The organism is Gordonia sp. NPDC003425 (assembly GCF_053588635.1).
The window spans coordinates 147,693-171,879 of the sequence record NZ_JBSFQI010000008.1; the positions used below are offsets into that span (position 1 = coordinate 147,693).

A 24,187-nucleotide genomic window follows, 5' to 3' on the forward strand; every position below is an offset into this window, starting at 1 on the left:
CGTCGGGTCAGCCCCGGCCGGTGATCTGCTCGGCCACCGCGCGCAGCGCCTCCATGTCGGCCACCTCGAACGGCAGCGACGGCACGCCGACGATCGGCACCGTCGGGTGCGACGCGGTGAAGCGCTGCAGCAGGTGTAGTTCGCGTTTACCGGTCTCCGCGCGATCGGCGTGCACGTGCAGCACGCCGCGGGTCAGCTCGTCGGACACGCGCGTGAGCGCCACCTGGGCCACCTCCTCGGAGATGGAGGTGAGATTGGGATGTGTTCGGTTGAGGATGAGTCCGGCCAGCGGCATCCTCTCCTCGCTGAGCCGGTCGACGAAAAACGCCGCCTCGCGCAGCGCATCCGGCTCGGCGGCCGCCACCACCGCGAACCGGGTGCCCGGCTGCTTGAGCAGCTCGTAGGTCTTGAGCGCCCGTTCCTGGAAGCCGCCGAACATCGAGTCGAGGGATTGGACGAAAGTGGCCACGTCGCGCAGCATCTCGCCCCCGATGATGGTGGACACCCCGCGCATCGCCAGACTCATCGCACCGGTTACCATGCGGCCCACGCCGCGGCCGCCGCCGACGAGCACCTTCATCAGCCGCCCGGACAGAAACGAACCGAGACGCGCGGGAGCGTCGAGAAAATCCAGCGCGTTGCGCGACGGCGGGGTGTCGACGACGATGAGATCCCACCGTTTCTGTTCGAGGAGTTTGCCGAGCTTCTCCATCGCCATGTACTCCTGCGTGCCGGAGAACGACGAGGCGACGGTCTGGTAGAAGGAGTTCTCCATGATCGCCTCGGCGCGTTCGGGAGTGGAGTACTCGAGCACCATCTCGTCGAACGTGCGCCGCATGTCGAGCATCATCGCGTCGAGCGTGCCGGGGCCGTCCATGGGCACCGGCTGCGGATCGTTGGTCAGTTCGCTCATCCCCAGTGACTGCGCGAGGCGGCGGGCCGGGTCGATGGTCAGCACCGCCACCGTGCGCCCGTGTTCGGCCGCGTAGAGCGCCATCGCGGCGGCGGTGGTGGTCTTGCCCACTCCACCTGAGCCACAACAGATCACGACGCGGGTCTCGGGGTCGGTGAGGACCGAACCCATCTTGAGATCGAGTGGCATCACGCCCCCGCCTTCTGCAGCAGATCGGCCAGTTCGTAGAGCGAGCCCAGGTCGATGCCATCGCCGAGGGCGGGAAGTTCGAGCGTGGGGATCTCGACCTCGTCGAGCTGCGCCTTGGCCACCTGCTGCGCCTGCAGCCGTGTCGCGTGCTCGATGGTCTCGGTGAGCAGCCCGGCCAGGTCGGCGTCCGACACCGGCACCCCGGCCTCGGCCAGACTCGACGCGACGCGGGGGGCGTCGATGTTGCCTTCGGCGATGGCGTCGATCTGATCGGCGGGTAGGTGAACGGGGCTGACCCGGTTGATGATCAGGCTGCCGATGCTGACGTTGTTGCCGCGCAGTTCGTCGACCGCTTCGATCGTCTCGGTGATCGGCATCGCCTCCAGCAGGGTCACCAGGTGAACCACCGTCTCCTCTGAGTGCAGCAGTCGCGCCACCGACTCGCTCTGGTTGCGGATCGGGCCGGTCTTGGCGAGGTCGGCCATGGCGGTGGTGACGTCGAGGAAGCTGCCGATCCGGCCGGTGGGCGGGGAGTCGACCACCACCGCGTCGTACACCCGGTTGCCGCGCCTGTCGGTGTGGATGATGCGTTCCTTGATCTTTCCGGTGATCAGCACGTCACGTAGTCCCGGCGCCACCGTGGTGACGAAGTCGATGGCGCCGATCCGCTTCATCGCCCGGCCGGCGAAGCCGAGGTTGTAGAACATGTCGAGGTATTCCAGGAGTGCGTGCTCGATGTCGATCGCAAGTGCCGACACCTCACCGCCGCCCTCGGCGGTCGCGATGCGGGTGTCCTGCGGCGGCAGCGGCGGCATGTCGAAGAGTCCGGCGATCCCCTGACGGCCCTCGCACTCCACCAGCAATACCCGTTTGCCGTCGGCGGCCAGCGCCAGGGCGAGGGCGGCTGCGACCGTGGTTTTCCCGGTGCCACCCTTTCCGGAGACGAAGTGCAGGCGCGCCCGTGCCGCGCTCTCGGGCCAGACGTTGTCCGTTAGACCGTCGGTGTCTGAGACGGGGCTTGTGTCCACCACAGGTTCACATTAGCCATCCGGAGCCACCAGATAGTCTGGGTCCATGACTGAAGTGACCGTGTGGGAGTACGCGACGGTGCCTCTCCTGACGCATGCAACCAAGCAGATCCTCGACACCTGGGGCGCCGACGGCTGGGAACTCGTGAGCGTTCTGCCCGGTCCCACCGGCGAGCAGCACGTCGCGTACCTCAAGCGACCGAAGGGATGACGGGAGCAGCCATGACCTGGACACAACGTCTCGCCGACCTCGGCATCGCGCTGCCGCCGGCGCCGAAGCCGGTGGCCAACTACGTACCCGCGGTCCGCGTGGGCAACCTCGTGTACACCTCGGGACAGTTGCCCTTCGTGGGCGGCCAACTCGAGATCCACGGCAAGGTCTGTCACGGGGCAGAGGGAGTGGTGAAACCGCCGGAGGCCGAAACCGCCGCCCGGCATTGCACGATCAACGCGCTCGCCGCGATCGACGGGCTGGTCGGCATCGACTCGGTGACCCGGATCGTGAAGGTCGTGGGCTTCGTGGCATCGGCACCCGGCTTCACCGATCAGCCGCTCGTGCTCAACGGCGCATCGGATCTGCTCGGCGAGATCTTCGGCGAGGCCGGTGTGCACGCGCGGTCGGCGGTCGGCGTCGCGGAGTTGCCGCTCGGGTCCCCGGTCGAGATCGAACTCATCGTCGAGGTGACCCCGGAGTCCTGACGTGACCACTTCGCCCGGCACTCCCGACCCGGTGGCCGTGCACCCGGCCTACGGCGTGCTGCGGGAGGTGACGCCATTCGCCTCGGTGTTGCTGTGCGACAACCCCGGGATGATGGAACTCGACGGCACCAACACCTACGTGTTGCGCGCTCCGGGGAACCCCGAGTGCGTGATCGTGGACCCCGGTCCGCGCAAGGCCAAGGATCACGTGGGTCGGATCGCAGAGCAGCCCGGGATTGCGCTGACACTCATCACCCACCGGCACTTCGACCACACCGGGGCCATCAAGGCGCTGCACAAGAAGACGGGGGCGCCCACCCGGGCCCGGCTGCGGGAGTTCTGCCGGGGCGGGGGGCAACCGCTGGCCGATCGTGAGGTGATCGAGGCCGCCGGACTGCGGATCACCGTGTTCCACACGCCCGGGCACACCGGGGATTCGGTGAGCTTCCTCGTCGAGTGCGACGGTGCGGTCGAGGGCGATCGGGGTCGCGCGATGCTCACCGGCGACACGATCCTGGGTAGCGGGACAACCGTCCTCGACCCGTCCGACGGCGGTCTGCGCGACTACCTGAACTCCCTCAACAGGCTCATCGTCGAAGGGGCCGATGCGGCGCTGCTACCCGCGCACGGGCCCGACCATCCCGAACTCGAACCCGTGGCGCGCTTCTACAAGGCACATCGCGAGGAACGCATCGACCAGATCACCGCCGCCCTCGAGAAGATGGGTGTCACCGCCGGCGACGCCAAGCCGATGAAGGTGGTCCGCACGGTGTACGCCGACGTCGACAAGAAGCTGTGGCCTGCCGCGCGGATGTCGGTGAAGGCCCAACTGGCCTACCTGCGCGGCGAGTGATCTGCCGCTGGTTGAGCGGCCTTCGCTGGTTGAGCTTGTCGAAACCACCCCTCCGAGGGCCGAGAGGCTAGCGCTGGTGGAGCGGCTCTTCGCTGGTTGAGCTTGTCGAAACCACCCCTCCGAGGGCCGAAACCTAGCGCTGGTTGAGCGGCGCTTCGCTGGTTGAGCGGCTCTACGCTGGTTGAGCTTGTCGAAACCACCCCTCCGAGGGCCGAAAACCTAGCGTGCGCGGCGGGCGAGGCGTTCCGAGTCGGCGATCAGCACGCTCTTGCCCTCCAGCCGGAGCCAGCCGCGCTGCGCGAAATCGGCCAGGGCCTTGTTCACGGTCTCACGCGAGGCACCCACGAGTTGAGCGATCTCCTCCTGGGTGAGGTCGTGGGTGACGCGCAGCGCGCCGCCCTCCTGGGTGCCGAAACGCTGCGCGAGCTGCAGCAGCTGCTTGGCCACACGACCGGGCACGTCGGTGAAGATCAGGTCGGCGAGGTTGTTGTTGGTGCGGCGCAGGCGGCGGGCCAGCACGCGCAGCAACTGCTCGGCGATCTCGGGACGGTCCTTGATCCAGGCGCGCAGCGCGTCGCGATCCATGGACACGGCGCGGACCTCGGTAACCGTGGTCGCCGACGAGGTACGGGGACCCGGGTCGAAGATCGACAGCTCACCGAACATGTCCGACGGCCCCATGATCGTCAGCAGGTTCTCGCGACCGTCCGGGGAGCGGCGGCCCACCTTCACCTTGCCCGACAGGATGATGTACAGCCGGTCGCCCGGCTCTCCCTCGTGGAAGATGACGTGTCCGCGCGGAAAATCCACGGGCTGGAGCTGATTGGTGAGCGCCGCGACGGCAGTGGGCTCGACGCCCTGGAAAATTCCCGCCCTCGCCAGTACTTCCTCCACCTGGGAACCTTTCTGATCTTTGCGCACGCGAACCCCACGCGCACCACACAACTCTAGTCTGCCGCCCAGCATATGTGTTGAGTGCGTCACTGGCGGACCTTTGGGTGCGCGAGCGTGTTCGCGGCACAACGGCCGTCTCAGGAAGGGAGCACGGCGTCCGCGGGTGGAATGTCAGCCGGCGCGGCGTTCCCGCAGTTCGTCGAGTGCCGCCGGGAAACCGTCCCTGGCGAGGGTGTCGACGTTGTGGGCGTCGGCGGACTGCAAGAATTCCTCGACGTTGTCCCGGGTGACGCTGAGCCGGTCGGTGCGGGCCTGGACCCGCTCCATGCCGAGTGCGAAGAGCATCAACACGGCCGGGAAGAGCAGCACGGCGAGTCCTTGCATAGCCATCAGTAAACACCGGGCGTCGACGGACGGCCTAACCGGAACGGCCGCCTTGATGGAGTTGTTACCAACCGTCTGCGACCTGTCCACTGCGCCCGATGGCTAACCTGAAACAGATGAACGCACGTAAGGCCGCCACCGATAACGGTGGACCCGCCGCGGTCGGCCGGCAAGAAACCCGTCTCGGCCTGGTGCGGCGTGCACGCCGGATGAACCGGACGCTCAAGGTGGCGTTCCCTCACGTGTATTGCGAGCTCGACTTCACCACGCCGCTGGAATTGTCGGTGGCCACCATCCTCTCCGCGCAGTGCACTGACGTGCGGGTGAACCAGGTCACCCCGGCGGTGTTCGCCCGATACCGCACCGCCGCCGACTATGCCGCCGCCGACCGCGTCGAGTTGGAGGAACTGATCCGTTCGACCGGCTTTTACCGCAACAAGGCGAACTCGATCATCGGACTCGGTCAGGCGCTGCTCGAACGCTTCGACGGACAGGTGCCGCACACGCTGCCTGAACTGGTCAGCCTGCCCGGCTTCGGCCGCAAGACGGCGAATGTGGTGCTGGGAAACGCGTTCGGCGTGCCCGGCATCACCGTCGACACCCATTTCGGCAGACTGGTGCGGCGGTGGGAATGGACGTCAGAAACCGATCCGGTCAAGGTGGAGCACGCGGTCGGGGAGCTGATCGAACGCAAGGAGTGGACCGACCTGTCGCATCGGGTGATCTTCCACGGCCGTCGGGTGTGCCACTCCCGCAGACCGGCGTGCGGTGTGTGCGTGCTGGCCAAGGACTGCCCGTCGGTGGGTCTGGGGCCGATGGGCAAAGCGGAGGCCGCCAAGCTCGTCAAGGGGCCCGAGACCGACCATCTGCTGGAGTTGGCAGGGATTTCCGCGTAGTGGACGCACCGTCGACGACACCCGCACCCGGGTCGGATACCCCGCGTCCCGACCCGTCCGCGGAGACCACCTCCCCGCGATCTCCCCGATTTCCGCCGGCCGCGCGGTGGACTCTGGTGTTCGTCGTCGTGATGCTCGCCCTGATCGTCGCGATCTGGCCGCGCGGCGGTTCCGACCCGTCGTCGGGCACCGGGATCGCACCGCCGTCGGGGGTCCCCGCAGTGCCCAGCGCGCAGGTCGGCGACGAGCAGCTCGCGCAGGCCCGCGCCGCCGCCGCTATCGAACCGTGCCCGCAGACGGGCCTGCCGGAGGTCGCCGCAGCGGCGCTGCGAGGCGTCGTCGCCCCATGTCTGGCGACGGGTGCGCCCTACGACCTGGGAGTCGGTACCGCGGGAAAGCCGCTGGTGGTGAACATGTGGGCGGTGTGGTGTCTGCCGTGTCGCCGGGAGTTGCCGGTGTTGGCCGACTATGCGCGCCGCGCCGGCGACAAGGTGACCGTTCTGACGGTGCACGACCGTCAGGGCGCCGCGAATCCCTACCTGGTGTTGCAGTTTCTGCAGGAGGTGGGCGTGCATCTGCCGGTCGTGCTCGACGTGGACGGCGCGGTGGCCGCGGCGCTGCGGGCCCCGCGTGTGTATCCGTCGACGATCCTGATCCGGCCGGACGGGTCGGTTGCCGCGGTGGAGCCGCGAGTGTTCGACGATCCCGACGAGGTGGCCGCCACGGTCCGCGAGCATTTGGGCGTGACCACGTGACCGCCGATCACCGGGTGGGACCGTTGGTCCCCGAGGACCGGATCCCGCCCTGGCTGCGTCGGCTCACCGGGGATGTGGGTGCGGTCTCCGACGCCGTGTTGAACCGGGGCGGTGATCGCACGCGGTGGGCGGCGATGCTCGGCAGCAACCGCAGAGACGCTGCCGTGCTCGTGTTGTTCGGTGGCGCTTGGACTTTCGACCCCACCTACCCCGGAGGCCTGCCTACCGACGCGGATGTGCTGCTCACCGAGCGCGCGTCGACCCTGCGTCAGCACAGCGGACAGGTGGCGTTCCCGGGCGGCGCCGCCGACCCCGGCGACGACTACCCGGTGGGCACCGCACTGCGCGAGGCGACCGAAGAGACCGGGCTGCTCGATTCCGGTGTCGACGTGGTGGCCACCCTGCCGAGTTTTCCGGTGCCGGTGTCGGGTTTCGACGTGGCGCCGGTGGTGGGGCACTGGCGGGAACCCGGACCGGTGCGGGTGATGGACCCTGGGGAGACCTCACGTGTGGTGCGGGTCAATCTGCGCCGGATGCTGGCCCCCGAGAACCGATTCCAGGTGCGACGATCGGTGCTCGGCGCCAAGGCGTATCAGGGTCCGGCGTTCCTGGTGGACGGGCTGCTGGTGTGGGGTTTCACCGGAGGGCTGATCGACGCCATCAGCCAGACCGCCGGGTGGGACGTGCCCTGGGATCGCTCCGACGTGCGCCCCCTCGAGGAGACGATCGAACTCGCCGGTTCCCCGCAACGCAGCGGGTTTCCGTTCTCGGGCGGTGACCGGTGAGCGGATCCACCTGGGTCGACCTGATCGTCATCGGGATCGCGCTGCTCGCCGCGGTCAGTGGCTGGCGGCAGGGAGCCGTCTCGTCGGCACTGGCCATGATTGGGGTGATCCTCGGCGCGGTAGCCGGAATTCTGCTTGCGCCCCACATCATTTCGCGCTTCAGCGATCGCGAGACCCGACTGCTGGTCGGGGTGGGTCTGGTGGTGGCGCTCGTCGTGGTGGGCGAGGTGTCGGGGATGGTCCTCGGGCGCGCGGCGCGCGGCGGCATCCGCTCGTCGGGGTTGCGGCACGTGGACAGTGTGATCGGTCTGATGCTCCAGGTGGTGGCGGTGTTGGTGGCGGCCTGGCTGCTCGCCATCCCGCTGCAACGTGCGACCTCGCCGGAGATCGCCAGTGCGGTACGGGGTTCGGCCGTGCTCGGCGGGGTGGACTCGATGGCACCCACCTGGTTGCGGGATCTGCCGCGAAAGCAACTCGGTCCGCTGCTCGACGATTCGGGCCTGCCGGAGGTGATCGGCCCGTACGTGCAGACGCCGGTGACCTCCGTGGGCCCACCCGACCCCGGTCTGATCGGCCTCCCGGTGGTGGCGCAGGTCCGTCCGAGCGTGGTCAAGATCGAGGGCGTGGCACCGAGTTGTCAGCAGGCGCTCGAGGGCAGCGGATTCGTGGTGTCGCCCGAGCGGGTGATGACCAATGCGCACGTGGTGGCCGGTACGCGACGGCTCCAGGTGGAGACCACCTCCGGTGTGGTGCGGGCCGCCAAGGTGGTGCTCTTCGACAGCAGCAACGACGTCGCGGTGCTCGACGTACCGGGACTACGTGCCCCCGCTCTGCAGTTCGCCGCCACCCCGGCGTCGAGTGGTGCCGACGCCATCGTGCTCGGCTACCCGGAGGCGGGCCCGTTCACCGCCACCGCCGTGCGCGTCCGCGAGGTGATCAACCTGTCGGGACCCGACATCTATCGCGGGCAACAGGTACTGCGCGAGGTGTACACCGTGCGTGGTCAGATCCGTCAGGGCAACTCGGGCGGGCCGATGATCAATGCCGGTGGCGAGGTGCTCGGCGTGGTGTTCGGTGCGGCCGAGGATACGGCCGACGACACCGGGTTCGTGCTGACCGCCAAACAGGTACAGACCGATTTCGACGTCTCCGAGAAACGCACCGCGCGCGCGAGTACCGGAGAGTGCGTGCATTCGTGACGACCGTGCATTCGTGACGACCGTGCACCGTGATGGGGCGACGCCGGTCGACGGAGGTGCCGACCGGCGTCGTGGTGTCCGGTGATCAGCGATGTGCGCCGCTGCCGGTGGGGATGGCTGGGTGCGCTCCGACCTCCGCGGGAGTGAGGTTCGCCGCCACCACCGCCTGATACGAGGCGTGGTCGGTGTAGAGCTCCTGGGTCAGCGGATTGAGCTTGCGGCTGACGATCCGGTACACCTGGTAGACCGCCACCGCCACGTTCACCGCGAGCGAGACCAGCGACACCGTCCACAGCGCGGCCGGATCATGTGAGGCCTGCACCGAGAACGCCGATGTGCTGACGAACGCCGGCACCGCCATGGTGAACATCATCCACAGCGCCAAGGTGGAGGCGCGGAACTGCATCCACCCGCCACGCTTGATCAAGAACGCCGGGATGGTGCACGAGATCAGAAGTGCCGCACCGGCATAGAACGAGTGGTCCCCGACGCAGTTGTAGACGTAGGCAAAGTTCCACAGGTCGTAGGCGATGATCCAGAACCACATCATGTCCGGCCAGATCATGTCGCGGCTCTTGTCGCGTGAGACGAAGATTCCCATCCACCCGCAGATGGTGAGCAGGTTCAGCAGACCGGCGATGCCGTTGAGGTAATTCCACGGTCCCGACACCATGAACACACCGTCGACCACACCGTCGGCGTGCATCGCTCCCACCTGGAAGTCGCGGATGCATGCCTCGAGAATGTTGATCGCCAGGATCGCCGGCGGGAACATTAGCCACCACCGGTTGGCGGCGAAACGCGGCACGTACCGGATCGCCATGAAGCCGAGCACACCGGCGAGCGACGAGTACACCTTCACCCAGTGAAACCACGTTCCGGTGGATGTTCCCGCAGCCGAGGTGACCGGCCAGACGAAGATGGTCAGGACGATCGGCAGCGCCACGAAGAACGCCATTCCCACCCACTTCCATCGGCGGGTGACCTCGTTGAGACCGATCAGTGCGCCGAGAACGACGAACCAGGCGATCCACGAATACCAGGGGATCGATTCGTAGAGGAACATCTTCATCACATCCCGCGCCGTCGTCGAGGAACTGTTTGGCCCTGCGACCGGCGATACTTGTGATGGTAGGTCCGGCGCGGACCACCACACCATGGACAGATCGGCCGATGTGTCAGGGCCGGGGCGGACGGGAGAGGTGCGGTGACCCAGGACGCGCGGCGTACCGAGGAGTTGCTGGCCGCCGCCCTCACAACTGCACTGGAAACCACTCCGTTGGCCAAGGTCACCGTCTCGGGTCTGGCAGCAGCGGCCGGGGTGTCGCGGCAGACCTTCTACGCACACTTCTCCGACGTCTACGACCTGGCGGCGTGGATGTTCCGGGTGGAGGTCGCCGATCAGATCATGGCCCGTGCCCACTACGACAGCTGGGCCGACGGATTGCTCGAGATGTTGAGATACATGTGCAGCCACCGCGAACAGGTGCATGCGGTGCTGCGCTCGTTGCGGTTGGCCGAAACCGAACACTTCCTCTTCGGACAGCTACGGCAGATGATGAGCGCGATCGTCGACGAGGTGCAGGGCGATCTGGTGCTCTCGCCCGCCGACCGCGACTTCGCGATCGACCATTACACCCTCACGGTGCTGGGTCATGTGCTGCATTGGCTGGCGCGCGACATGCGCGACGATCCGGGCCGATTGGTCGCCGACCTCGAGTACGTCCTGCACGGGTCGGTGCGAGAAACCCTGACGCGCTTGGCCGCCCGCCCGATCTGGGATTGAGCTGCGTGGACCGCGCTGCGTGTACCGGTCGCCGGGTCAGTCCGCCGGCGGCCGTTCGAGGAGCTCGGCGACGAGGTCGGTGACCTGCTCGGGCTGCTCCTGATGCGCGAAGTGGGCGCTGCCGTCGATGTCGCGGTACCGCAATTCCGGAGCCCACCGGGCGCTCGACGTCATGACGTCGGAGGTGATGAACGCGTCGTCGGCTCCGCGCAGGGCCAGGACCGGAATGTGCAGCGGCCGATCCATCAACTCCATGAACCGGTACCCGTCCGGGCGGAACTGTGACCGAAACGCCCAGCGGCGGTATTCCAGACTGGAGTGGGCCCCACCGGGAATCTGGATCGCGGACCGGTTGTGTGCCACCGCGGTGGCGTAATCGTCTGTGCGCTGCCATGATTCGCCCGCACGCCGGGCGAAGTAGTCGGCCACGAAGGCGCCGTCGTGGCGGGTCAGTTGCCGCTCGCCCAGCCGCGGCAGCTGATTGCGCAGGAACCCGCCGAGAAAGGCGTCACGCTGTGGCCGGTCCCGCACCACGTCGTGGCGTAGTGCCCGCGGGTGAGGTGACGCGATCACCGCGATCGCCCGCACCACACGCGGATGCAAGGTGGCGGTGGCCCAGCACACCAGGCCGCCGTCGGCGTGGCCGACAAGGGTCGCGTCGGTGTGCCCGAGCGCCCGGATGAGGCCATTGGCGTCACCGGCCAGGGTCCATCCGTCGTAGCCCCGCGGCGGTTTGTCGGAGTCGCCGTATCCGCGCAGATCGACTGCGACGGCCCGATATCCGGCTGCCGCCAGGTCGGTGATCTGGTTACGCCAGCTCCACCAGAACTCGCCGAACCCGTGTAGCAGCAGCACGAGCGGGCGGTCGACGTGTGCGGGGGAGTCGGAGCTTTCCACTGCGTGGAATCTGACCCCGTTCGCGCGGACGTCGAAATGCCGCCATGGTCCGGGCAGCCGGACACTCGACGGATCAATCCCGACCGCCAACCCTCACCCCTCGCGAGCCGGCGGAATCTTCGGGTGATCACTCAATGGGTCGGTGGCGGCACCCGAGCGCACCGGGGCGGCGAGATCGTTGTGACGACCGGGGAGCACGGTCTGCACATCCTTGACGCTCTCAATGGTCTTCTTGGGCCCACGCACCCGCTTGAAGAAGAGATACCCGACGAACGCGGCGATCAGCGTGACGAGCACCAGTAGCAGGAACACGATGAGGAAGGCCAGCCACCGCGACACCCAGGTGTCGAGGAGTTCGGCGAGAAAGATGAAGAAGAACAGGCTCGCGTACAGCGCCATGACGCCGGCGACCGCGAGCAGGCCGGTGCCGGCACCGGCCTTCTTCGCCTCCTGCACCACCTCGGCCTTGGCCAGGGCGACCTCGGACCGGAACAAGGTGGACACGCTCGTCGTCGCGTCCTTGACCAGGGCACCGATGCTCGGCTCCGCGCCCGACGGCCGGTCGGCATCGGTGAGCGGAATCGACGGAACCGCGCCGGTCGACCCCTTTCCCGCGGAACTACCGTTGATGGTCTGGCCGGGTTCGCTCACTGCATCCTCCGTGTCTGACGGTCTCCCCGGCTATGTTGCCATGCGGCGCGTCCGGGGGTGGCGGGCCACCCGCAGATCTGCGGGTGGCCGCCGATGTCAGGCCTTGCGTGCGCGGATCGCCTCGAACACCGACGGATCGACAAGTGTCGAGGTGTCGCCGAGGTCACGGCCCTCGGCCACGTCCTTGAGCAGGCGCCGCATGATCTTGCCCGAGCGGGTCTTTGGGAGTTCGGGCACCACATTGATCTCGCGGGGTTTCGCGATCGGGGAGATCTCCACCGACACCTGTTCGCGCAGCTCGGCGATCAGCTGATCGCCGGAATCGATGATGCCCTCCCGCAGGATCACGAAGGCCACGATGCCTTGCCCGGTGGTCTCGTCGGCGGCGCCGATCACCGCGGCCTCGGCCACCCCGGAGTGACCCACCAGTGCCGACTCCACCTCGGCCGTGGAGATCCGGTGGCCCGACACGTTCATGACGTCGTCGACGCGGCCGAGCACCCACAGCGCGTGGTCGTCGTCGTAACGAGCACCGTCGCCGGCGAAGTACCAGCCCTGCTCGGCGAAGCGTGACCAGTAGGTCTCGCGGAACCGGTCGTCGTCGCCCCAGATGCCGCGCAGCATCGACGGCCACGGCTTGTCGAGCACCAGGTAACCCTGCTCGCCGGCGCCCACGGGGGTGCCGTTGTCGTCGACGATGTTGGCGCTGATGCCGGGCAGCGGCGCCATCGCCGACCCGGGCTTGGTGGCGGTGACACCGGGCAGCGGGGAGATCATGATCGCGCCGGTCTCGGTCTGCCACCAGGTGTCGACGATGGGACAGCGGTCGCCGCCGATCACCTCGCGATACCACTTCCAGGCTTCCGGGTTGATCGGCTCACCGACCGAACCGAGAAGCCGCAGCGTACTCAGATCGTGTGCATCGGGGATGGCACGACCCCACTTCATGAAGGTGCGGATCAGTGTGGGCGCGATGTAGTAGATGGTGACGCCATAGCGCTCGATGATCTGGAAATGACGGTGCTCGTCGGGTGAGTTCGGGGTGCCCTCGTAGACCACCTCGGTGGCGCCGTTGGAGAGCGGGCCGTAGACGAGGTAGGAGTGTCCGGTCACCCAGCCGATGTCGGCGCCGCACCAGAAGACGTCGCGTCCCTCTTTGTGATCGAAGACGTAGTGGAACGTGTAGCTGGCCTGGGTGAGGTAGCCACCCGACGAATGCACGATTCCCTTGGGCTTTCCGGTGGTGCCCGAGGTGTAGAGCAGAAACAGCGGATGCTCCGCGTCGAAGGCCTCGGGTTCGTGGTGATCCGAGGACTCGCCGACGCTGTCCTCCCACCACACGTCGCGCCCCTGCACCCAGTTGAGATCGGGGTCGTGATTGGTGCGGCGCACCACCAGCACCTTCTCCACCGACGCCGCGGCGTCGGCCCCGGTGCCGAGCGCCTCGTCGACGGCCGTCTTGAGAGGGGCCGGCTTGCCGCGGCGGAACTGGCCGTCGGTGGTGATGACGAGTTTGGCCTCGGCGTCGTCGACCCGCGAGCGCAGCGCGCCCGCGGAGAATCCGGCGAACACCACCGAATGGGTGAGGCCCAGACGCGCGCAGGCCAGCATCGAGATGATGGCCTCGGGCACCATCGGCATGTAGATGGCCACGCGATCGCCGGCCTGCAGGCCGATCTCGGTGAAGTAGTTGGCCGCCTTGGACACCTCGGCGAGCAATTGGTTGTAGGTGAGGTCGCGGGTGTCTCCGGGTTCGCCCACCCAGTGGATGGCCACTCTGTCGCCCTTGCCCGCCGCGACGTGGCGGTCGACGCAGTTCACCGACACGTTGAGCTTGCCGCCGACGAACCATCGCGCGAACGGTGCGTCCGACCAGTCGAGTACCTCGCCGAAGTCGGTGTCCCAGTCGAGACGCCGGGCCTGCTCGGCCCAGAACTCGAGACGGTCGGCGTCGGCGTGTGCGTACATCTCTTCGGTGGCGTTGGCCTGGGCGACGAAGTCGGGCGACGGGGGATACGACTGGGCGGGGTGGGTGGTGGTGGACATCTGGTGCTCAGGCCTTTCACTCTCGACGACTCCGGTTCACCGGTGGTGACGCGACCGGATGCGGGCTCTCATTGTGAGGGTAGTCACGTTGGAAAGCGGTTGCAGACACCTCCTCCCGGTCCCTGCGGGGAGTGGCTGTTCTGGCGCGACGAACGGTACGGCTATCGTTGCACGAGTGACCGACGATCCGCTGGCGCCCCTGCTCGACCTGCCCGGCGTCGTCGCCGCCGCTGGCGAGGCGCGCGATGCGGTGACCGCCGTCCACCGGCATCCGGCGAACTTGCGGGGGTGGGACAAAACCGCCACCGAGGCGTCGTGGCGGGCCGGGCGTTCGTCGGCGGCGATCGACGGCGGCAGTGTGGAACTACGACGTGACGGCGACTTCGACGATCCGATCCTGGCCGGTGCCATGCGGGTTGCGCAGGCGCTCGATGGTGAGGCGCTGGAGTCGCTGACGTCGGTGTTCCGCCGCGCCCCCGCGCAGGCGTTCGCGCGGCTGCACGTACTCGCGGCCGCCGACCTCGTCGACGATCCGGAGGCCCTCGGACGTCCACGACCGGGCGCGGACGTGGCCGCCCGCCTGGACCTGTTGGGTCAGCTCATCACCGGGGCCACGAGTGCGCCGGCGCCCGTTCTGGCCGCTGTGGTCCACGGTGAATTGTTGAGCCTGAACGCCTTTGAGACAGCGAACGGCGTGGTTGCCCGGGCCGCGTCACGGCTGACCAGCGCGGCCACGGGGCTCGATCCGCACAATCTCGGCGTGCCCGAGGTGACCTGGCTCAAACGGGTCGGCGAGTATCGCGAATTGTCGGCGGCATTCGGCACCGGCGACCCCGACGCCCTTCGGCGCTGGATCATCTTCTGTTGTGAGGCGTTTGTGGCCGGCGCCGCCGAGGCCCGGTCGATTGCGGACGCGGCGCGTTCCGCCTGACTGGCAGCACTAAGGTTTTGTGTGCACAGCACTGAGGTTTTTGAGTGCACAGCACTGCGGGCGGCCGGCCTGCCATGTGGCAGGTCTGCCGCCCGCGTAGCACGGACCCAAGTTACCAAGCGTGCTCAGGTGGGTTGTGGTCACCGCCTCGGCGATTGACCGCGATTCCGTCCGTTGGTCTCCTTCGTCGCGCTGCCACTTTCGGCCCAGTCACGACTCCCGTCGACGACGGTCGTCGGACAACATGGTGGGGCGCGGGGGCGCTGCCGTGTCCGGAGATACTCGATGGATTCGCGATGTCGCAGGCGCACAACACTTCTGCCTTATTGCGGCGCGCTCCGCGTGGGTGCTTGCCGCCCGTGCTGGGAAGTGCTCGGTTGGGGGCTCGGCCCTTCTCTTCCGGATCGAACTTTGCCTTCCGAGGTTTCCTGATTCTGTTGTACACCGTGATGCGCGTCACAATCAAGGGGCGAATGGCCCGGTTTCGTTTTCTCGCTTCGGAGGGTGGATCGGATTGTTAGTGCAGCTTGCAACTACTTAGGGGCGGTGTATAGTTCTTGGTGACTGGCTTTTATGTCGGTCCCCTTTCAGCCCGACCCCCCGGGGCTGAAAGCAGACAACCCCGGCCTCCTCCCCCCCTGGCCGGGGTTGTCCTCTGTTTGGGGCCAAAACCGTCGAGCGTGCCCACTTCCGGGTTGAGCGTGCCCACTTCCCGGTTGAGCGTGCCCAGCCGCCGCGGTTTGGGCACGGTCGACGGGATTGTGGGCACGGTCGACGGGATTGTGGGCACGCTCGACGGTGGCGTTTGGCGCGATGCACAGACTCCGATTGGTCCCCAGATTCGCGGCGGCGACCGGTCGCGGAGAGCCCACGACGGCCTCCCGGTCCGATGCTGGTGGCATGTCCGACGACTTGCTGGCGCTGGTGAGCGCCGATCTTCACGACGATGTGGCGCGATGCGCCGCCGCTGCCGGCTATCGAATGCTGGTCGGCGACGCGCATGCATGCCGTGGTGAGTGGTTGCGGGCGCGCGCGGTGACGCTCGATGCCGAGGCGGTGGAGGTTCTGCTCGATTCGGCGCTTCCCCGTCGTCCGGGTGTGGTGCTCGTGTCCGACGGCGAGCCCGCCGCGCCGGTGTGGCGGGCAGCGATGGATCTCGGCGCCACCGATGCCGCGGTGCTGCCTGTTGACGACGAACATCTGGTGCGCACGCTGAGCGACATCCGGTTGCCGCGCATGCATCCCGGTGGCGTCCTCGCTGTGATCGGCGCCCATGGCGGGGCGGGTGCCTCGGTTCTCGCGTCGGCTGTCGCGCTCACCGCGATCGACGACGGTTCCCACGTGCTGCTGCTCGACCTCGACGAGCTCGGTGCGGGGATCGACCTGCTCTTCGGCATCGAATCGAGACCCGGACTGCGCTGGCAGGATCTCGCTCTCGAAGGTGGGACGGTCAGTGGCGCAGCCCTGCGCAACGCGCTCCCGCGGGTCGACGATCGGCTGTCGGTGCTCACCGGACGCCGCGACGACGTGCGTCCGATCGCACCCGATGCGGTGCTGGCCACAATGGATGCCGGCAGGGCCCACGGCGACCTGGTCATCGTCGACCTCCCGCGCGCGGACACACCCGTCATCCGCGCGGTCGCCGAGTCGGCCGATCTCACCGTAGTGGTCACCACCCCGACCGTCGCCGGGTGCGCCGCTGCCCGCCTCGTCGTCGATCGAGTCCTGAACTCTTGTGCCGCAGTCGAATTGGCGGTGCGTGGACCGGCGCCCGGAGGTCTGCGGGCCAGTCAGATCGCGTCGGCGGTGGGAGTGCCGCTGCTGGCTGCGTATCGCCCCGACCCGCGTCTGCCCGCACGGCTCGAGGTGGGCAAACTGAACATCGGTTCACGCACTCCGCTGGGTCGGGCGGCTCGTGCCGTGCATCGTGGGTTCACTCGCAGCCGATCGGTGGCGGCATGACCGGCCTCGGCGGCGAGGACGCGTTGATCGACCGGGTCAGGGATCGGCTCGCCGCCGATTCCGCCGAGCCCACCGCGGCCGTGATCGCCGACGCCATTCGCGCCGAGTCCGGAGGCGTCCTCGGCGACACCGACCTGCTCTCGGCGTTACGACGCCTGCAGACCGAACTCACCGGCGCGGGACGGCTCGAGGAACTGCTCGCCGAACCCGACATCGCCGACGTCCTCGTCGTCGGCCCGCATCGGGTCTGGGTGGATCGTGGTCGCGGGCTGCGGCCCACCGGCATCACCTTCGACGACGATGCCGCGGTACGACGGCTCGCCGGTCGCCTCGCGTTGGGCGCGGGCCGTCGCCTCGACGATGCGCAGCCGTGGGTCGACGCGCAGCTCACAAACCTCGGTCGCCGGGGTTACACCGTTCGCCTGCACGCGGTCATCCCGCCGCTGGCCGCCGACGGGACCTGTATCTCGCTGCGCGTACTACGCACCGCGGGAAAGGATCTCGATGCACTCATCGCATCCGGCGCCATTCCCGACGAGGTGGTCGACACGGTGGCCACCATCCTGTCGGCTCGGCTGGCGTTCCTGATCGTCGGCGGTACCGGATCGGGAAAGACGACGCTGCTCAATGCGATGATCGGCGCGATGGACCCGGCACATCGGGTGCTGTGCGTGGAGGACGCGCTGGAATTGACCCCGAACCACCCGCACGTGGTGCGCCTTGTGGCCCGAACCGCGAACGTTGAAGGCGCAGGCGAGGTTCCGGTGCGGGTGCTGGTGCGTCAGGCACTGCGTATGCGACCCGACCGCATCATCGTCGGCGAGGTGCGTGGTGCGGAGGTGATCGATCTGCTGACCGCGCTCAACACCGGACACGAGGGCAGCGGCGGCACGCTGCACGCGAACTCCACTGCCGAGGTTCCGGCGCGAATGGAAGCACTTGCCGCGCTGGGTGGCATGAATCGGGTGGCCCTGCATTCGCAACTGGGTGCCGCGGTCCAGGTGGTGCTCGGGGTTACCCGCACCGCCGACGGGACGCGTGGACTCGGTGAGATCGGTCTGCTCGTCCGTGATCCGGAAGGGCAGGTACACGTGGTGCCGATGTGGTTGCGGGACAGTGGTTTCACACATCACCGTGTTGCTTTCGACGAGATGGTGGCGGGCCGGTGATCGCGCTGGTCCCGCTGACGCTCGCCGTCGCGGTGCTGTGGTGGCCGCGCAGCCGGGTGGAACACCGCCTCGGCGCTCCGGCGAACCGCGATGACCGGCGCGGCAGCACCGGTCTCCGGTGGATGCTCGCGGGCGCGGCGCCGGTGGCCGCGCTCGTGCTCAGTGGCCTGGCCGCTGCGGTGTCGGCGTCGATCGTGGCGGGCGTGATCGGTTGGCGAATGCGTCGGCGTCGCGCCCTCGCCCGAGACGACCGCGAGCGCGACGACCTGCTCACCGCACTCGCGCTGATGGTCGCGGAGTTGTCGGTGGGGACTCCGCCGGCACGTGCATGTGCCGTGGCCGCGTCCGAGATCGTTGCGCGCGAGGATGATGGCGCCGAGATCTCCGGCGCTCTCCTGATGCTCGCGGGGCGCGCGGAGCTCGGCGGTGATGTCATGGGTGGTCTGGCGGCCACCACGGGCGGTGAATCCCACACGGGCGGTGAATCCCACACGGGCGGTGAATCCCACACTGGCGACGACGCGGGGGACCGATCCTGGCAGCGGATCGCGGTGGCATGGCACACCGCCGACCGACACGGCGTGCCGATGGCCGAACTGCTCGCGGCTGTCCGTGACGATCTCGCGGCGCGGCGCGCATTCGTCGATCGCACCCGCGCCGGACTGGCCGGGCCGCGGGCGACGGCCACGGTGCTGGCCGGGCTACCGCTGCTGGGCATCGCATTGGGACAGGCGACCGGCGCGAACCCGCTTCGGGTGCTGCTTGGCGGCGGGTTGGGCGGAATCCTGCTGGTGGTGGGCACCGCTCTTGCTGCGGCGGGCCTTGTGTGGACCGAACGCATCACCGACAAGGTGCTCTCCGGATGACCTCTCTGTCAGCAGCTTTCACGCTCGTGGCCGCCGCACTGCTGGTGCTTCCGGCGCCTCGATGGACGATGTACCGGGTGATTGATCCACCCGCGTCGCCGCCGCGCAAAGCGCGCTGGCTGGGTGTTCGGCGTCGCGACGATCCCTTTGCCGTTGCTGCAGCTCTCGACCTCTTCGCGGTGTGTTTGCGTGCAGGGTTGCCGGTACCCGGTGCGGCGCGTGCGGTTGCCGCGACGGCGCCCACCTCGCTTGCTGCGCCGTTGGCGGCCGCCGCCGAGCTTCTCGAACTCGGTGCGGAACCGCAGCGAGCCTGGACGGCGGCACTCACCGACCACGCGTCTGATCCGAACGGCCTGGGCGCAAACCATTTTGACGATCTGGCGATGCTTGCGCGACGCTCGGCACGTTCCGGCGCGGCACTCTCGGCGGGGGTCGCCGAGTTGGCCACCGACACCAGACGCGCGGCCCACGACGACGCGCTCGCCCGCGCCGAGCGAGCGGGCGTCTTGGTCAGCGGTCCGCTCGGGTTGTGCTTTCTCCCGGCCTTCGTGTGCCTCGGCATCGTGCCCGTGGTGATCGGGCTCGCTCGCGTCACCCTCGGCGGACTGTGAGATCCGGCATCGATGAGCTCGAGCGCGGATCCTTTCGCCGTTCCGGCACGTCCAAGTATTCACCGACACCCCCGATGAGGAAGGTCAGAAACCATGACACACAACACGAATGACATCATTAGTCGGATCCGGTCCGGGCTGGACTCGGTCACCGAGGCCACCGCCCGTCTCGTGGCCGACGACGAAGGCATGAGCACCGCAGAGTACGCCATCGGCACCATTGCGGCGGCCGCGTTCGGTGCCGTCCTCTACACGGTGATCAGCGGCGACAACATCGTCAGCGCGCTCACCGGCATCATCAACAAGGCGCTCAACACGTCGGTGGGCTGAGGTGCGCGTGCTGCGGCGTCTCGCGGCCGACGACGAGGGCATGGTCACCGTCGAAGGCGCGTACGCCATTGCCGCAATCGTCATCACGGTGGTGCTCGCGGTGGCCGCGATCACCGCGGTGACCACGCAGATCCGATGCACCGACGCCGCGCGTGAGGTGGCCCGACTCGCTGCCGCGGGCGACGCGGCACCCGGGTCGGCGGGGCAGCGGATCGCCGGCGACGATGCGCAGATCTCGATCTCCGAGCAGCCCGACCGGATCGTGGTGCAGGTGCGGCGGGCGGCACCGCTGTTGCCGGGACTGACTCTCTCGGCGCGTGCCGTCGCGGCCCCCGAACCCGACGCCGACGATCAGGTCGACTTCGCTCCGGGAGTGCACCGATGACGGCGGGCGCCGCACTCGTCCGCGACGAGCGCGGGTATGCGACGGTGGCGGCGGCAGGCGTCATCGCGGGTCTCGCCGCCATCCTCGTGCTGGTGATCTACGTCGGCGCCGCCGTCCTGGCGCGACATCGCGCTCAGTCGGCTGCCGATCTGGCGGCACTGGCCGCGGCTGTCCAACACGTTGCGGCCCAACCAGATCCGTGTTTGGCGGCGCAGGAGGTCACCCGGGCGCAGCGCCCCGAGGTGATCCTCACGCGGTGCCGGATCACGGGCGAGGATGTGGTGGTGACGGTGCGCGCACCGGTGAGCCTCGGGGCGCTCGGGCAGCGATATGCCACCGCCGACGCCCGGGCGGGTCCGGTCGAGTAGTCGCGGTGCCGGGGGAGGTTCGGCCGGTGGCCGGAATCAGCCGGCGCTCTCCTCGTCGAGCATGATCGGGCGCGGATAGACGCGAGCGGAGTGCATCGGCGCGAACCACAGCCGATGGAAATGCACGGCCGTGTCGCCGCGGTATGCCAGTGTCAGGGCATCGCTGTGACGTCCTCCCAACACCATCGGCGCCACGGCGTGCACGAACGGCGACCAGTGCGTCAGTTCGCCTTCGGTGAGGAAACCGCCCGCCGCCGCCCAGGTCTCGTTGGTGCCGCGGTCGGTGGCGGCAAGGTAGACCTCGCCGAGTGCGGGGGCGAGTCGTGGCCCCACCATCGCGCTCTGCAGATACCACTGCGCGGACTCGACGGCGCTGCCCAACTCGGCGACCCGCGCGTGGCACCACGCGAAGTGCACGTCGAGCGCGTCGAGGGCCTCTTCCTCGCTGAAGAACACGTCGGGCTCACCGATCGTGGCCGGAAACCGGTCGGGCGTCTCGGTGGGCCGGGCCAGGATGAAGAAGGCGGCTCGGGCCGTACTGATGTCCCGGACGGGCCGTGCGCGTCCGGAAAACGCGTCATGCATCGTTTCAGTATCGCTCAGCGAGTAGGGAAAGCACGGTTTCCGCGCCGGGTTTGTCGAGAGGATCGTTGCCGTTGCCACACTTGGGTGACTGCACGCACGAAGGGCACCCGCTCTCACACCGGCAGTCGGCCACCGCGGCTCGGGTGGCGTCGATCCAGGTGGCGAAGGCCTCGAAGCCACGCTCGGCGAACCCCGCACCGCCCAGATATCCGTCGTAGACGAATACGGTGGGCAGTCCGGTGTCGGGGTGCAGGTTGGTCGACAGGCCCCCGATATCCCACCGATCGCAGGTCGCCACCAGTCCGAGCATGCCGATCGCGGCGTGCTCGGCGGCGTGCAGCGATCCGGGCATCCGCACGGCGTCGATGCCGACCTCCGCGAGCACCTCGGGGGTGAGCGTGTACATCACCGCGCGGGTGGGCAACGTCTGCCGCGGCATGTCGAGTTCCACCGCGTCGAGCACTTCACCGGTGAGCAACGTGCGCAGATACCCCACCACCTGGTGGGTCACGTCCACCTCCACCAGCGACACGGTCAGCGGACCCCGATCGACGGATTCGATCACCCGGGTGATCGCGATCTCGGTGGTCTCCCGAGCCGAGGTGGTCCAGTCCGGCTCCTCCGGATGCGTCAGCGCCAGGCCGTCGTCGAGATCGAGTTCGTCGACCACATACGACTCACCCTGATGGATGTGCACCGCCCCGGGATGGACGGTCGACGGCGCACGCCCGGCGTCGACCGTGCCCAGCAGGCGCGACGACGTGTGGTCGACGATCAGCACCTGCGCGCCGGACCCGCCGCGGATGTCGACGTCGGCGTACGGGTCCACACCCGCCGCCGGATACCAGCCGGCCTTGCGACGTTTGAGTAGCCCGTCGGCGGCCAGCGCGGCCACCGCATCATGTGCTCGCCATGCCTCGATCTCGTTGTCGCGCAGCGGCAATTCCGATGCCGCGCATAGCAGATGGGGGCGCAATACGTACGGATTGGTCGGGTCGATCACCGTCGCCTCGACCGGGGTGGTCAGCAGCGCCTCGGGATGATTCACCAGGTAGGTGTCGAGCGGATCGTCGCGGGCGACGAGCACCACCAGGGCATCGCCCGACTCCCGTTGGCGGCCCGCCCTTCCCGCCTGCTGCCAAAACGACGCGACGGTCCCCGGGTAGCCGCCCACGATCACCGCATCGAGCCCACTGATGTCCACCCCGAGTTCGAGCGCGTTGGTGGTGGCCACGCCGACCAGTTCGCCGGTGGAGATCGACGCCTCCAACCGGCGACGATCGTCGGCGAGATACCCGGCGCGATAGGCGGCCACCTTCTCGACCAACTCGGGGGCGCTGTGCGACAACAGGTTACGAGCACTGAGCGCTGTCACCTCCACGCCGCGACGACTGCGACCGAAGCACAGGGTGCGGGCCCCCTCGATGACGAAATCGGCCAGCAGCCGCGCCGATTCGGCACCCGCCGACCGTCGTACCGGCGCACCGTGCTCGCCGGTGATACCGGGCACGAAAGGTGGCTCCCACAGTGCCACAGTGCGTTCGCCGCGCGGTGCGCCGTCATCGGTCACCGCGACGGCAGGCTCGCCGATGAGTCGGGTCAGGGTGGCCGCGGGATCTGCGGAGGTGGCGCTCGCGGCGATGACGGTGGGGTCGGCGCCCGCAGCGCGCGCCAGGCGCAGCAGTCGGCGCAGGATCAACGCTGTGTGCGAGCCGAATACACCACGGTAATGATGTGATTCGTCGACCACCACATATCGCAGATGCCGGAAGAACTGGCGCCATCGTCCCGGAACCGCGGCCCCGCCGGTGAAGCCGGCGCCGGGCGTGGTTGCGCCGGAGAGAATACCGACGTGCAGCATGTCGGGATTGGTGAAGATCCAGCGGGAATGAGCGCGCGCCCACTGCCGTAGATCCGGATCGGTGTCACCGTCGTAGGCGCACGGCTGCAGATGCGAGAACGCCGGACGACCGGAGATGATCGACGCCACCGCCTTGATCTGATCACTGCCGAGCGCCTTGGTCGGCGAGATGTAGAGGGCCGTCGCGTGTGGGTCGTCGAGAAGTGTCGTGAGAATCGGCATCTGGTACGACAACGACTTGCCGGACGCTGTTCCGGTGGAGATCGCGACGTGGTGACCGGCGAAGGCGAGATCGGCCGCGGTGGCCTGGTGGCTCCACGGCCGCTCGATGCCCGTTGCGGCGAACGCGTCGCGCACCGGATCGGGCACCCAGGTTGGCCATTGGGTGAAAGTTGCTGCGCGAGAACTGATCACCGACACATGGGTGAGCGGACTCAAGTCCGGATCGGTGCCGGCGAGGGAGCGCTGGAGGAGGTCGGTGCCAAAGGTGTGAGGATGCATCGTGAATTGATCCGAACGGACGACACCGGCTCCGCCGGGGTGGCGCATGGTGAGGGGTTGTCCGAGCTCAGGTGATGTTACCTGCCGATGTCGTTCGGCTGAAATCTGCGAGGCTTTCATTCAGTGTGGTTGCAGTGACTATCCTTTGCGGCTCGAACGTGATTGACTGATCTGGGCCGCAGCTCCCGGGTGGCCATCGCTCTACGCGGTGATCGTGCGGGATCGGGTTGCAGCCGTGGTACTGAAGTTGTCAGGCGGAGCGGTGTTCGTCCACGAACTCTCCCATCGGCGTTCTCCGAGGTATGGCGGTAAGACCGGCCACGACACGTGACCAGCGTGTCGGGACAGTTTGAATGTATGAAAAGGATTGCAGGAATGGCACAGGGAACTGTGAAGTGGTTCAACGCGGAGAAGGGCTTCGGCTTTATTGCTCCCGACGAGGGCAATGACGACGTGTTCGTCCACTACTCGGAAATCCAGGGCAATGGATTCCGTACCCTCGAGGAGAACCAGCGGGTCGAGTTCGAGGTCGGTCAGGGCACCAAGGGACCGCAGGCGACGGGCGTCCGCGCCGTCTGAGACCACGCGGCTCCTCACAGAGCTTGAACACACCGCTCCCGCCCTCATGAGGGCGGGAGCGGTG

27 protein-coding genes are annotated in these 24,187 nt (G+C 68.0%); 17 read left to right on the forward strand and 10 right to left on the reverse strand.

Annotation, left to right across the window (positions count from 1 at the left end):
• Positions 1 to 7: 7 nt before the first annotated feature.
• A complete protein-coding gene (locus ACWDTD_RS12225; RefSeq protein ID WP_449747410.1) occupies positions 8 to 1,102 on the reverse strand; it encodes an ArsA family ATPase in 1,095 nt (364 codons plus the stop codon).
• Positions 1,102 to 2,130 carry an ArsA-related P-loop ATPase gene (locus ACWDTD_RS12230; RefSeq protein WP_449747365.1) on the reverse strand — a complete coding sequence of 343 codons (1,029 nt, stop codon included), beginning with the start codon at positions 2,128 to 2,130 and terminating at the stop codon, positions 1,102 to 1,104. The genes ACWDTD_RS12225 and ACWDTD_RS12230 overlap by 1 nt, the downstream gene beginning before the upstream one ends.
• Positions 2,131 to 2,176: 46 nt before the next feature.
• Between ACWDTD_RS12230 and ACWDTD_RS12235 the strand changes: the two genes are divergently transcribed.
• From ACWDTD_RS12235 to ACWDTD_RS12245, 3 genes are read left to right on the forward strand one after another with little or no spacing between them, the layout of a single operon-like run.
• Positions 2,177 to 2,341: a hypothetical protein gene (locus ACWDTD_RS12235; protein ID WP_449747366.1), complete on the forward strand. Its 165-nt coding sequence runs from the start codon at positions 2,177 to 2,179 to the stop codon at positions 2,339 to 2,341.
• A gap of 11 nt (positions 2,342 to 2,352) precedes the next feature.
• The gene (locus tag ACWDTD_RS12240) at positions 2,353 to 2,829 is read left to right on the forward strand and encodes a RidA family protein (protein ID WP_449747367.1); all 477 of its coding nucleotides are present in this window, start codon (positions 2,353 to 2,355) and stop codon (positions 2,827 to 2,829) included.
• 1 nt (position 2,830) lies between these two features.
• Entirely contained in the window at positions 2,831 to 3,682 is an 852-nt protein-coding gene (locus ACWDTD_RS12245; protein ID WP_449747368.1) for an MBL fold metallo-hydrolase, read from the forward strand.
• 219 nt (positions 3,683 to 3,901) lie between these two features.
• Here ACWDTD_RS12245 and ACWDTD_RS12250 read toward each other — a convergent pair whose 3' ends face one another.
• Entirely contained in the window at positions 3,902 to 4,576 is a 675-nt protein-coding gene (locus ACWDTD_RS12250) for a Crp/Fnr family transcriptional regulator (RefSeq protein WP_449747369.1), read from the reverse strand.
• A 171-nt stretch (positions 4,577 to 4,747) separates the two neighbouring features.
• Complete coding sequence (locus ACWDTD_RS12255; RefSeq protein WP_449747411.1) at positions 4,748 to 4,960, reverse strand: hypothetical protein; 213 nt, start codon at positions 4,958 to 4,960, stop codon at positions 4,748 to 4,750.
• A gap of 116 nt (positions 4,961 to 5,076) precedes the next feature.
• Between ACWDTD_RS12255 and nth the strand changes: the two genes are divergently transcribed.
• Genes nth through ACWDTD_RS12275 form a run of 4 tightly spaced genes read left to right on the forward strand, consistent with a single transcriptional unit; the run spans position 5,077 to position 8,595 of the window.
• The gene (nth, locus tag ACWDTD_RS12260; RefSeq protein WP_449747370.1) at positions 5,077 to 5,856 is read left to right on the forward strand and encodes an endonuclease III; all 780 of its coding nucleotides are present in this window, start codon (positions 5,077 to 5,079) and stop codon (positions 5,854 to 5,856) included.
• Positions 5,856 to 6,611: a TlpA family protein disulfide reductase gene (locus ACWDTD_RS12265; RefSeq protein ID WP_449747371.1), complete on the forward strand. Its 756-nt coding sequence runs from the start codon at positions 5,856 to 5,858 to the stop codon at positions 6,609 to 6,611. The genes nth and ACWDTD_RS12265 overlap by 1 nt, the downstream gene beginning before the upstream one ends.
• A complete protein-coding gene (locus ACWDTD_RS12270; protein ID WP_449747372.1) occupies positions 6,608 to 7,396 on the forward strand; it encodes an NUDIX hydrolase in 789 nt (262 codons plus the stop codon). Before ACWDTD_RS12265 ends, ACWDTD_RS12270 begins: the two co-directional genes overlap by 4 nt.
• On the forward strand, positions 7,393 to 8,595 hold the full coding sequence (locus ACWDTD_RS12275) for a MarP family serine protease (protein WP_449747373.1): 1,203 nt from the start codon (positions 7,393 to 7,395) through the stop codon (positions 8,593 to 8,595). Before ACWDTD_RS12270 ends, ACWDTD_RS12275 begins: the two co-directional genes overlap by 4 nt.
• An 85-nt stretch (positions 8,596 to 8,680) precedes the next feature.
• On the opposite strand, the gene ACWDTD_RS12280 is transcribed toward ACWDTD_RS12275, so the two are convergent.
• Positions 8,681 to 9,661, reverse strand: coding sequence for a DUF5692 family protein (locus ACWDTD_RS12280; protein WP_449747374.1), 981 nt, complete (start codon positions 9,659 to 9,661; stop codon positions 8,681 to 8,683).
• Between the two features lie 141 nt (positions 9,662 to 9,802).
• On the opposite strand from ACWDTD_RS12280, the gene ACWDTD_RS12285 reads away from it, so the two are divergent.
• Positions 9,803 to 10,381, forward strand: a complete 579-nt coding sequence (locus ACWDTD_RS12285) for a TetR/AcrR family transcriptional regulator C-terminal domain-containing protein (RefSeq protein ID WP_449747375.1) — start codon at positions 9,803 to 9,805, stop codon at positions 10,379 to 10,381.
• Between the two features lie 36 nt (positions 10,382 to 10,417).
• On the opposite strand, the gene ACWDTD_RS12290 is transcribed toward ACWDTD_RS12285, so the two are convergent.
• The 3 genes from ACWDTD_RS12290 to acs form a co-directional block, all read right to left on the reverse strand.
• Positions 10,418 to 11,368 (reverse strand): alpha/beta fold hydrolase, encoded by a 951-nt coding sequence (locus ACWDTD_RS12290; RefSeq protein ID WP_449747376.1) that lies wholly within the window; start codon positions 11,366 to 11,368, stop codon positions 10,418 to 10,420.
• Positions 11,369 to 11,371: 3 nt separating this feature from the next.
• Positions 11,372 to 11,929, reverse strand: coding sequence for a phage holin family protein (locus tag ACWDTD_RS12295; RefSeq protein ID WP_449747377.1), 558 nt, complete (start codon positions 11,927 to 11,929; stop codon positions 11,372 to 11,374).
• A gap of 96 nt (positions 11,930 to 12,025) precedes the next feature.
• Positions 12,026 to 13,975, reverse strand: a complete 1,950-nt coding sequence (gene acs / locus ACWDTD_RS12300) for an acetate--CoA ligase (RefSeq protein ID WP_449747378.1) — start codon at positions 13,973 to 13,975, stop codon at positions 12,026 to 12,028.
• Positions 13,976 to 14,150: 175 nt separating this feature from the next.
• Here acs and ACWDTD_RS12305 point away from each other — a divergent pair, with 175 nt between their 5' ends.
• The 8 genes from ACWDTD_RS12305 to ACWDTD_RS12340 all read left to right on the forward strand — a co-directional run bounded on the left by ACWDTD_RS12305 (position 14,151) and on the right by ACWDTD_RS12340 (position 20,597).
• Positions 14,151 to 14,906, forward strand: coding sequence for an oxidoreductase (locus ACWDTD_RS12305; RefSeq protein WP_449747379.1), 756 nt, complete (start codon positions 14,151 to 14,153; stop codon positions 14,904 to 14,906).
• 900 nt (positions 14,907 to 15,806) lie between these two features.
• The gene (gene ssd / locus ACWDTD_RS12310) at positions 15,807 to 16,868 is read left to right on the forward strand and encodes a septum site-determining protein Ssd (RefSeq protein ID WP_449747380.1); all 1,062 of its coding nucleotides are present in this window, start codon (positions 15,807 to 15,809) and stop codon (positions 16,866 to 16,868) included.
• On the forward strand, positions 16,865 to 18,037 hold the full coding sequence (locus ACWDTD_RS12315; protein WP_449747381.1) for a TadA family conjugal transfer-associated ATPase: 1,173 nt from the start codon (positions 16,865 to 16,867) through the stop codon (positions 18,035 to 18,037). The genes ssd and ACWDTD_RS12315 overlap by 4 nt, the downstream gene beginning before the upstream one ends.
• Entirely contained in the window at positions 18,037 to 18,903 is an 867-nt protein-coding gene (locus tag ACWDTD_RS12320) for a type II secretion system F family protein (protein ID WP_449747412.1), read from the forward strand. Before ACWDTD_RS12315 ends, ACWDTD_RS12320 begins: the two co-directional genes overlap by 1 nt.
• The gene (locus ACWDTD_RS12325; RefSeq protein ID WP_449747382.1) at positions 18,900 to 19,514 is read left to right on the forward strand and encodes a type II secretion system F family protein; all 615 of its coding nucleotides are present in this window, start codon (positions 18,900 to 18,902) and stop codon (positions 19,512 to 19,514) included. The genes ACWDTD_RS12320 and ACWDTD_RS12325 overlap by 4 nt, the downstream gene beginning before the upstream one ends.
• A gap of 93 nt (positions 19,515 to 19,607) precedes the next feature.
• Positions 19,608 to 19,844 carry a DUF4244 domain-containing protein gene (locus ACWDTD_RS12330; protein ID WP_449747383.1) on the forward strand — a complete coding sequence of 79 codons (237 nt, stop codon included), beginning with the start codon at positions 19,608 to 19,610 and terminating at the stop codon, positions 19,842 to 19,844.
• A gap of 40 nt (positions 19,845 to 19,884) precedes the next feature.
• Complete coding sequence (locus ACWDTD_RS12335; RefSeq protein WP_449747413.1) at positions 19,885 to 20,229, forward strand: TadE family type IV pilus minor pilin; 345 nt, start codon at positions 19,885 to 19,887, stop codon at positions 20,227 to 20,229.
• Positions 20,226 to 20,597, forward strand: a complete 372-nt coding sequence (locus ACWDTD_RS12340; protein WP_449747384.1) for an Rv3654c family TadE-like protein — start codon at positions 20,226 to 20,228, stop codon at positions 20,595 to 20,597. Before ACWDTD_RS12335 ends, ACWDTD_RS12340 begins: the two co-directional genes overlap by 4 nt.
• Positions 20,598 to 20,633: 36 nt before the next feature.
• Here the strand turns inward: ACWDTD_RS12340 and ACWDTD_RS12345 are convergent, their stop codons facing one another.
• Both ACWDTD_RS12345 and ACWDTD_RS12350 read right to left on the reverse strand, forming a co-directional pair.
• Positions 20,634 to 21,182 (reverse strand): hypothetical protein, encoded by a 549-nt coding sequence (locus ACWDTD_RS12345; protein ID WP_449747385.1) that lies wholly within the window; start codon positions 21,180 to 21,182, stop codon positions 20,634 to 20,636.
• Between the two features lie 4 nt (positions 21,183 to 21,186).
• Positions 21,187 to 23,544, reverse strand: a complete 2,358-nt coding sequence (locus ACWDTD_RS12350) for a DEAD/DEAH box helicase (protein WP_449747386.1) — start codon at positions 23,542 to 23,544, stop codon at positions 21,187 to 21,189.
• Between the two features lie 375 nt (positions 23,545 to 23,919).
• On the opposite strand from ACWDTD_RS12350, the gene ACWDTD_RS12355 reads away from it, so the two are divergent.
• Positions 23,920 to 24,123: a cold-shock protein gene (locus ACWDTD_RS12355; protein ID WP_005171662.1), complete on the forward strand. Its 204-nt coding sequence runs from the start codon at positions 23,920 to 23,922 to the stop codon at positions 24,121 to 24,123.
• Positions 24,124 to 24,187 lie beyond the last annotated feature (64 nt).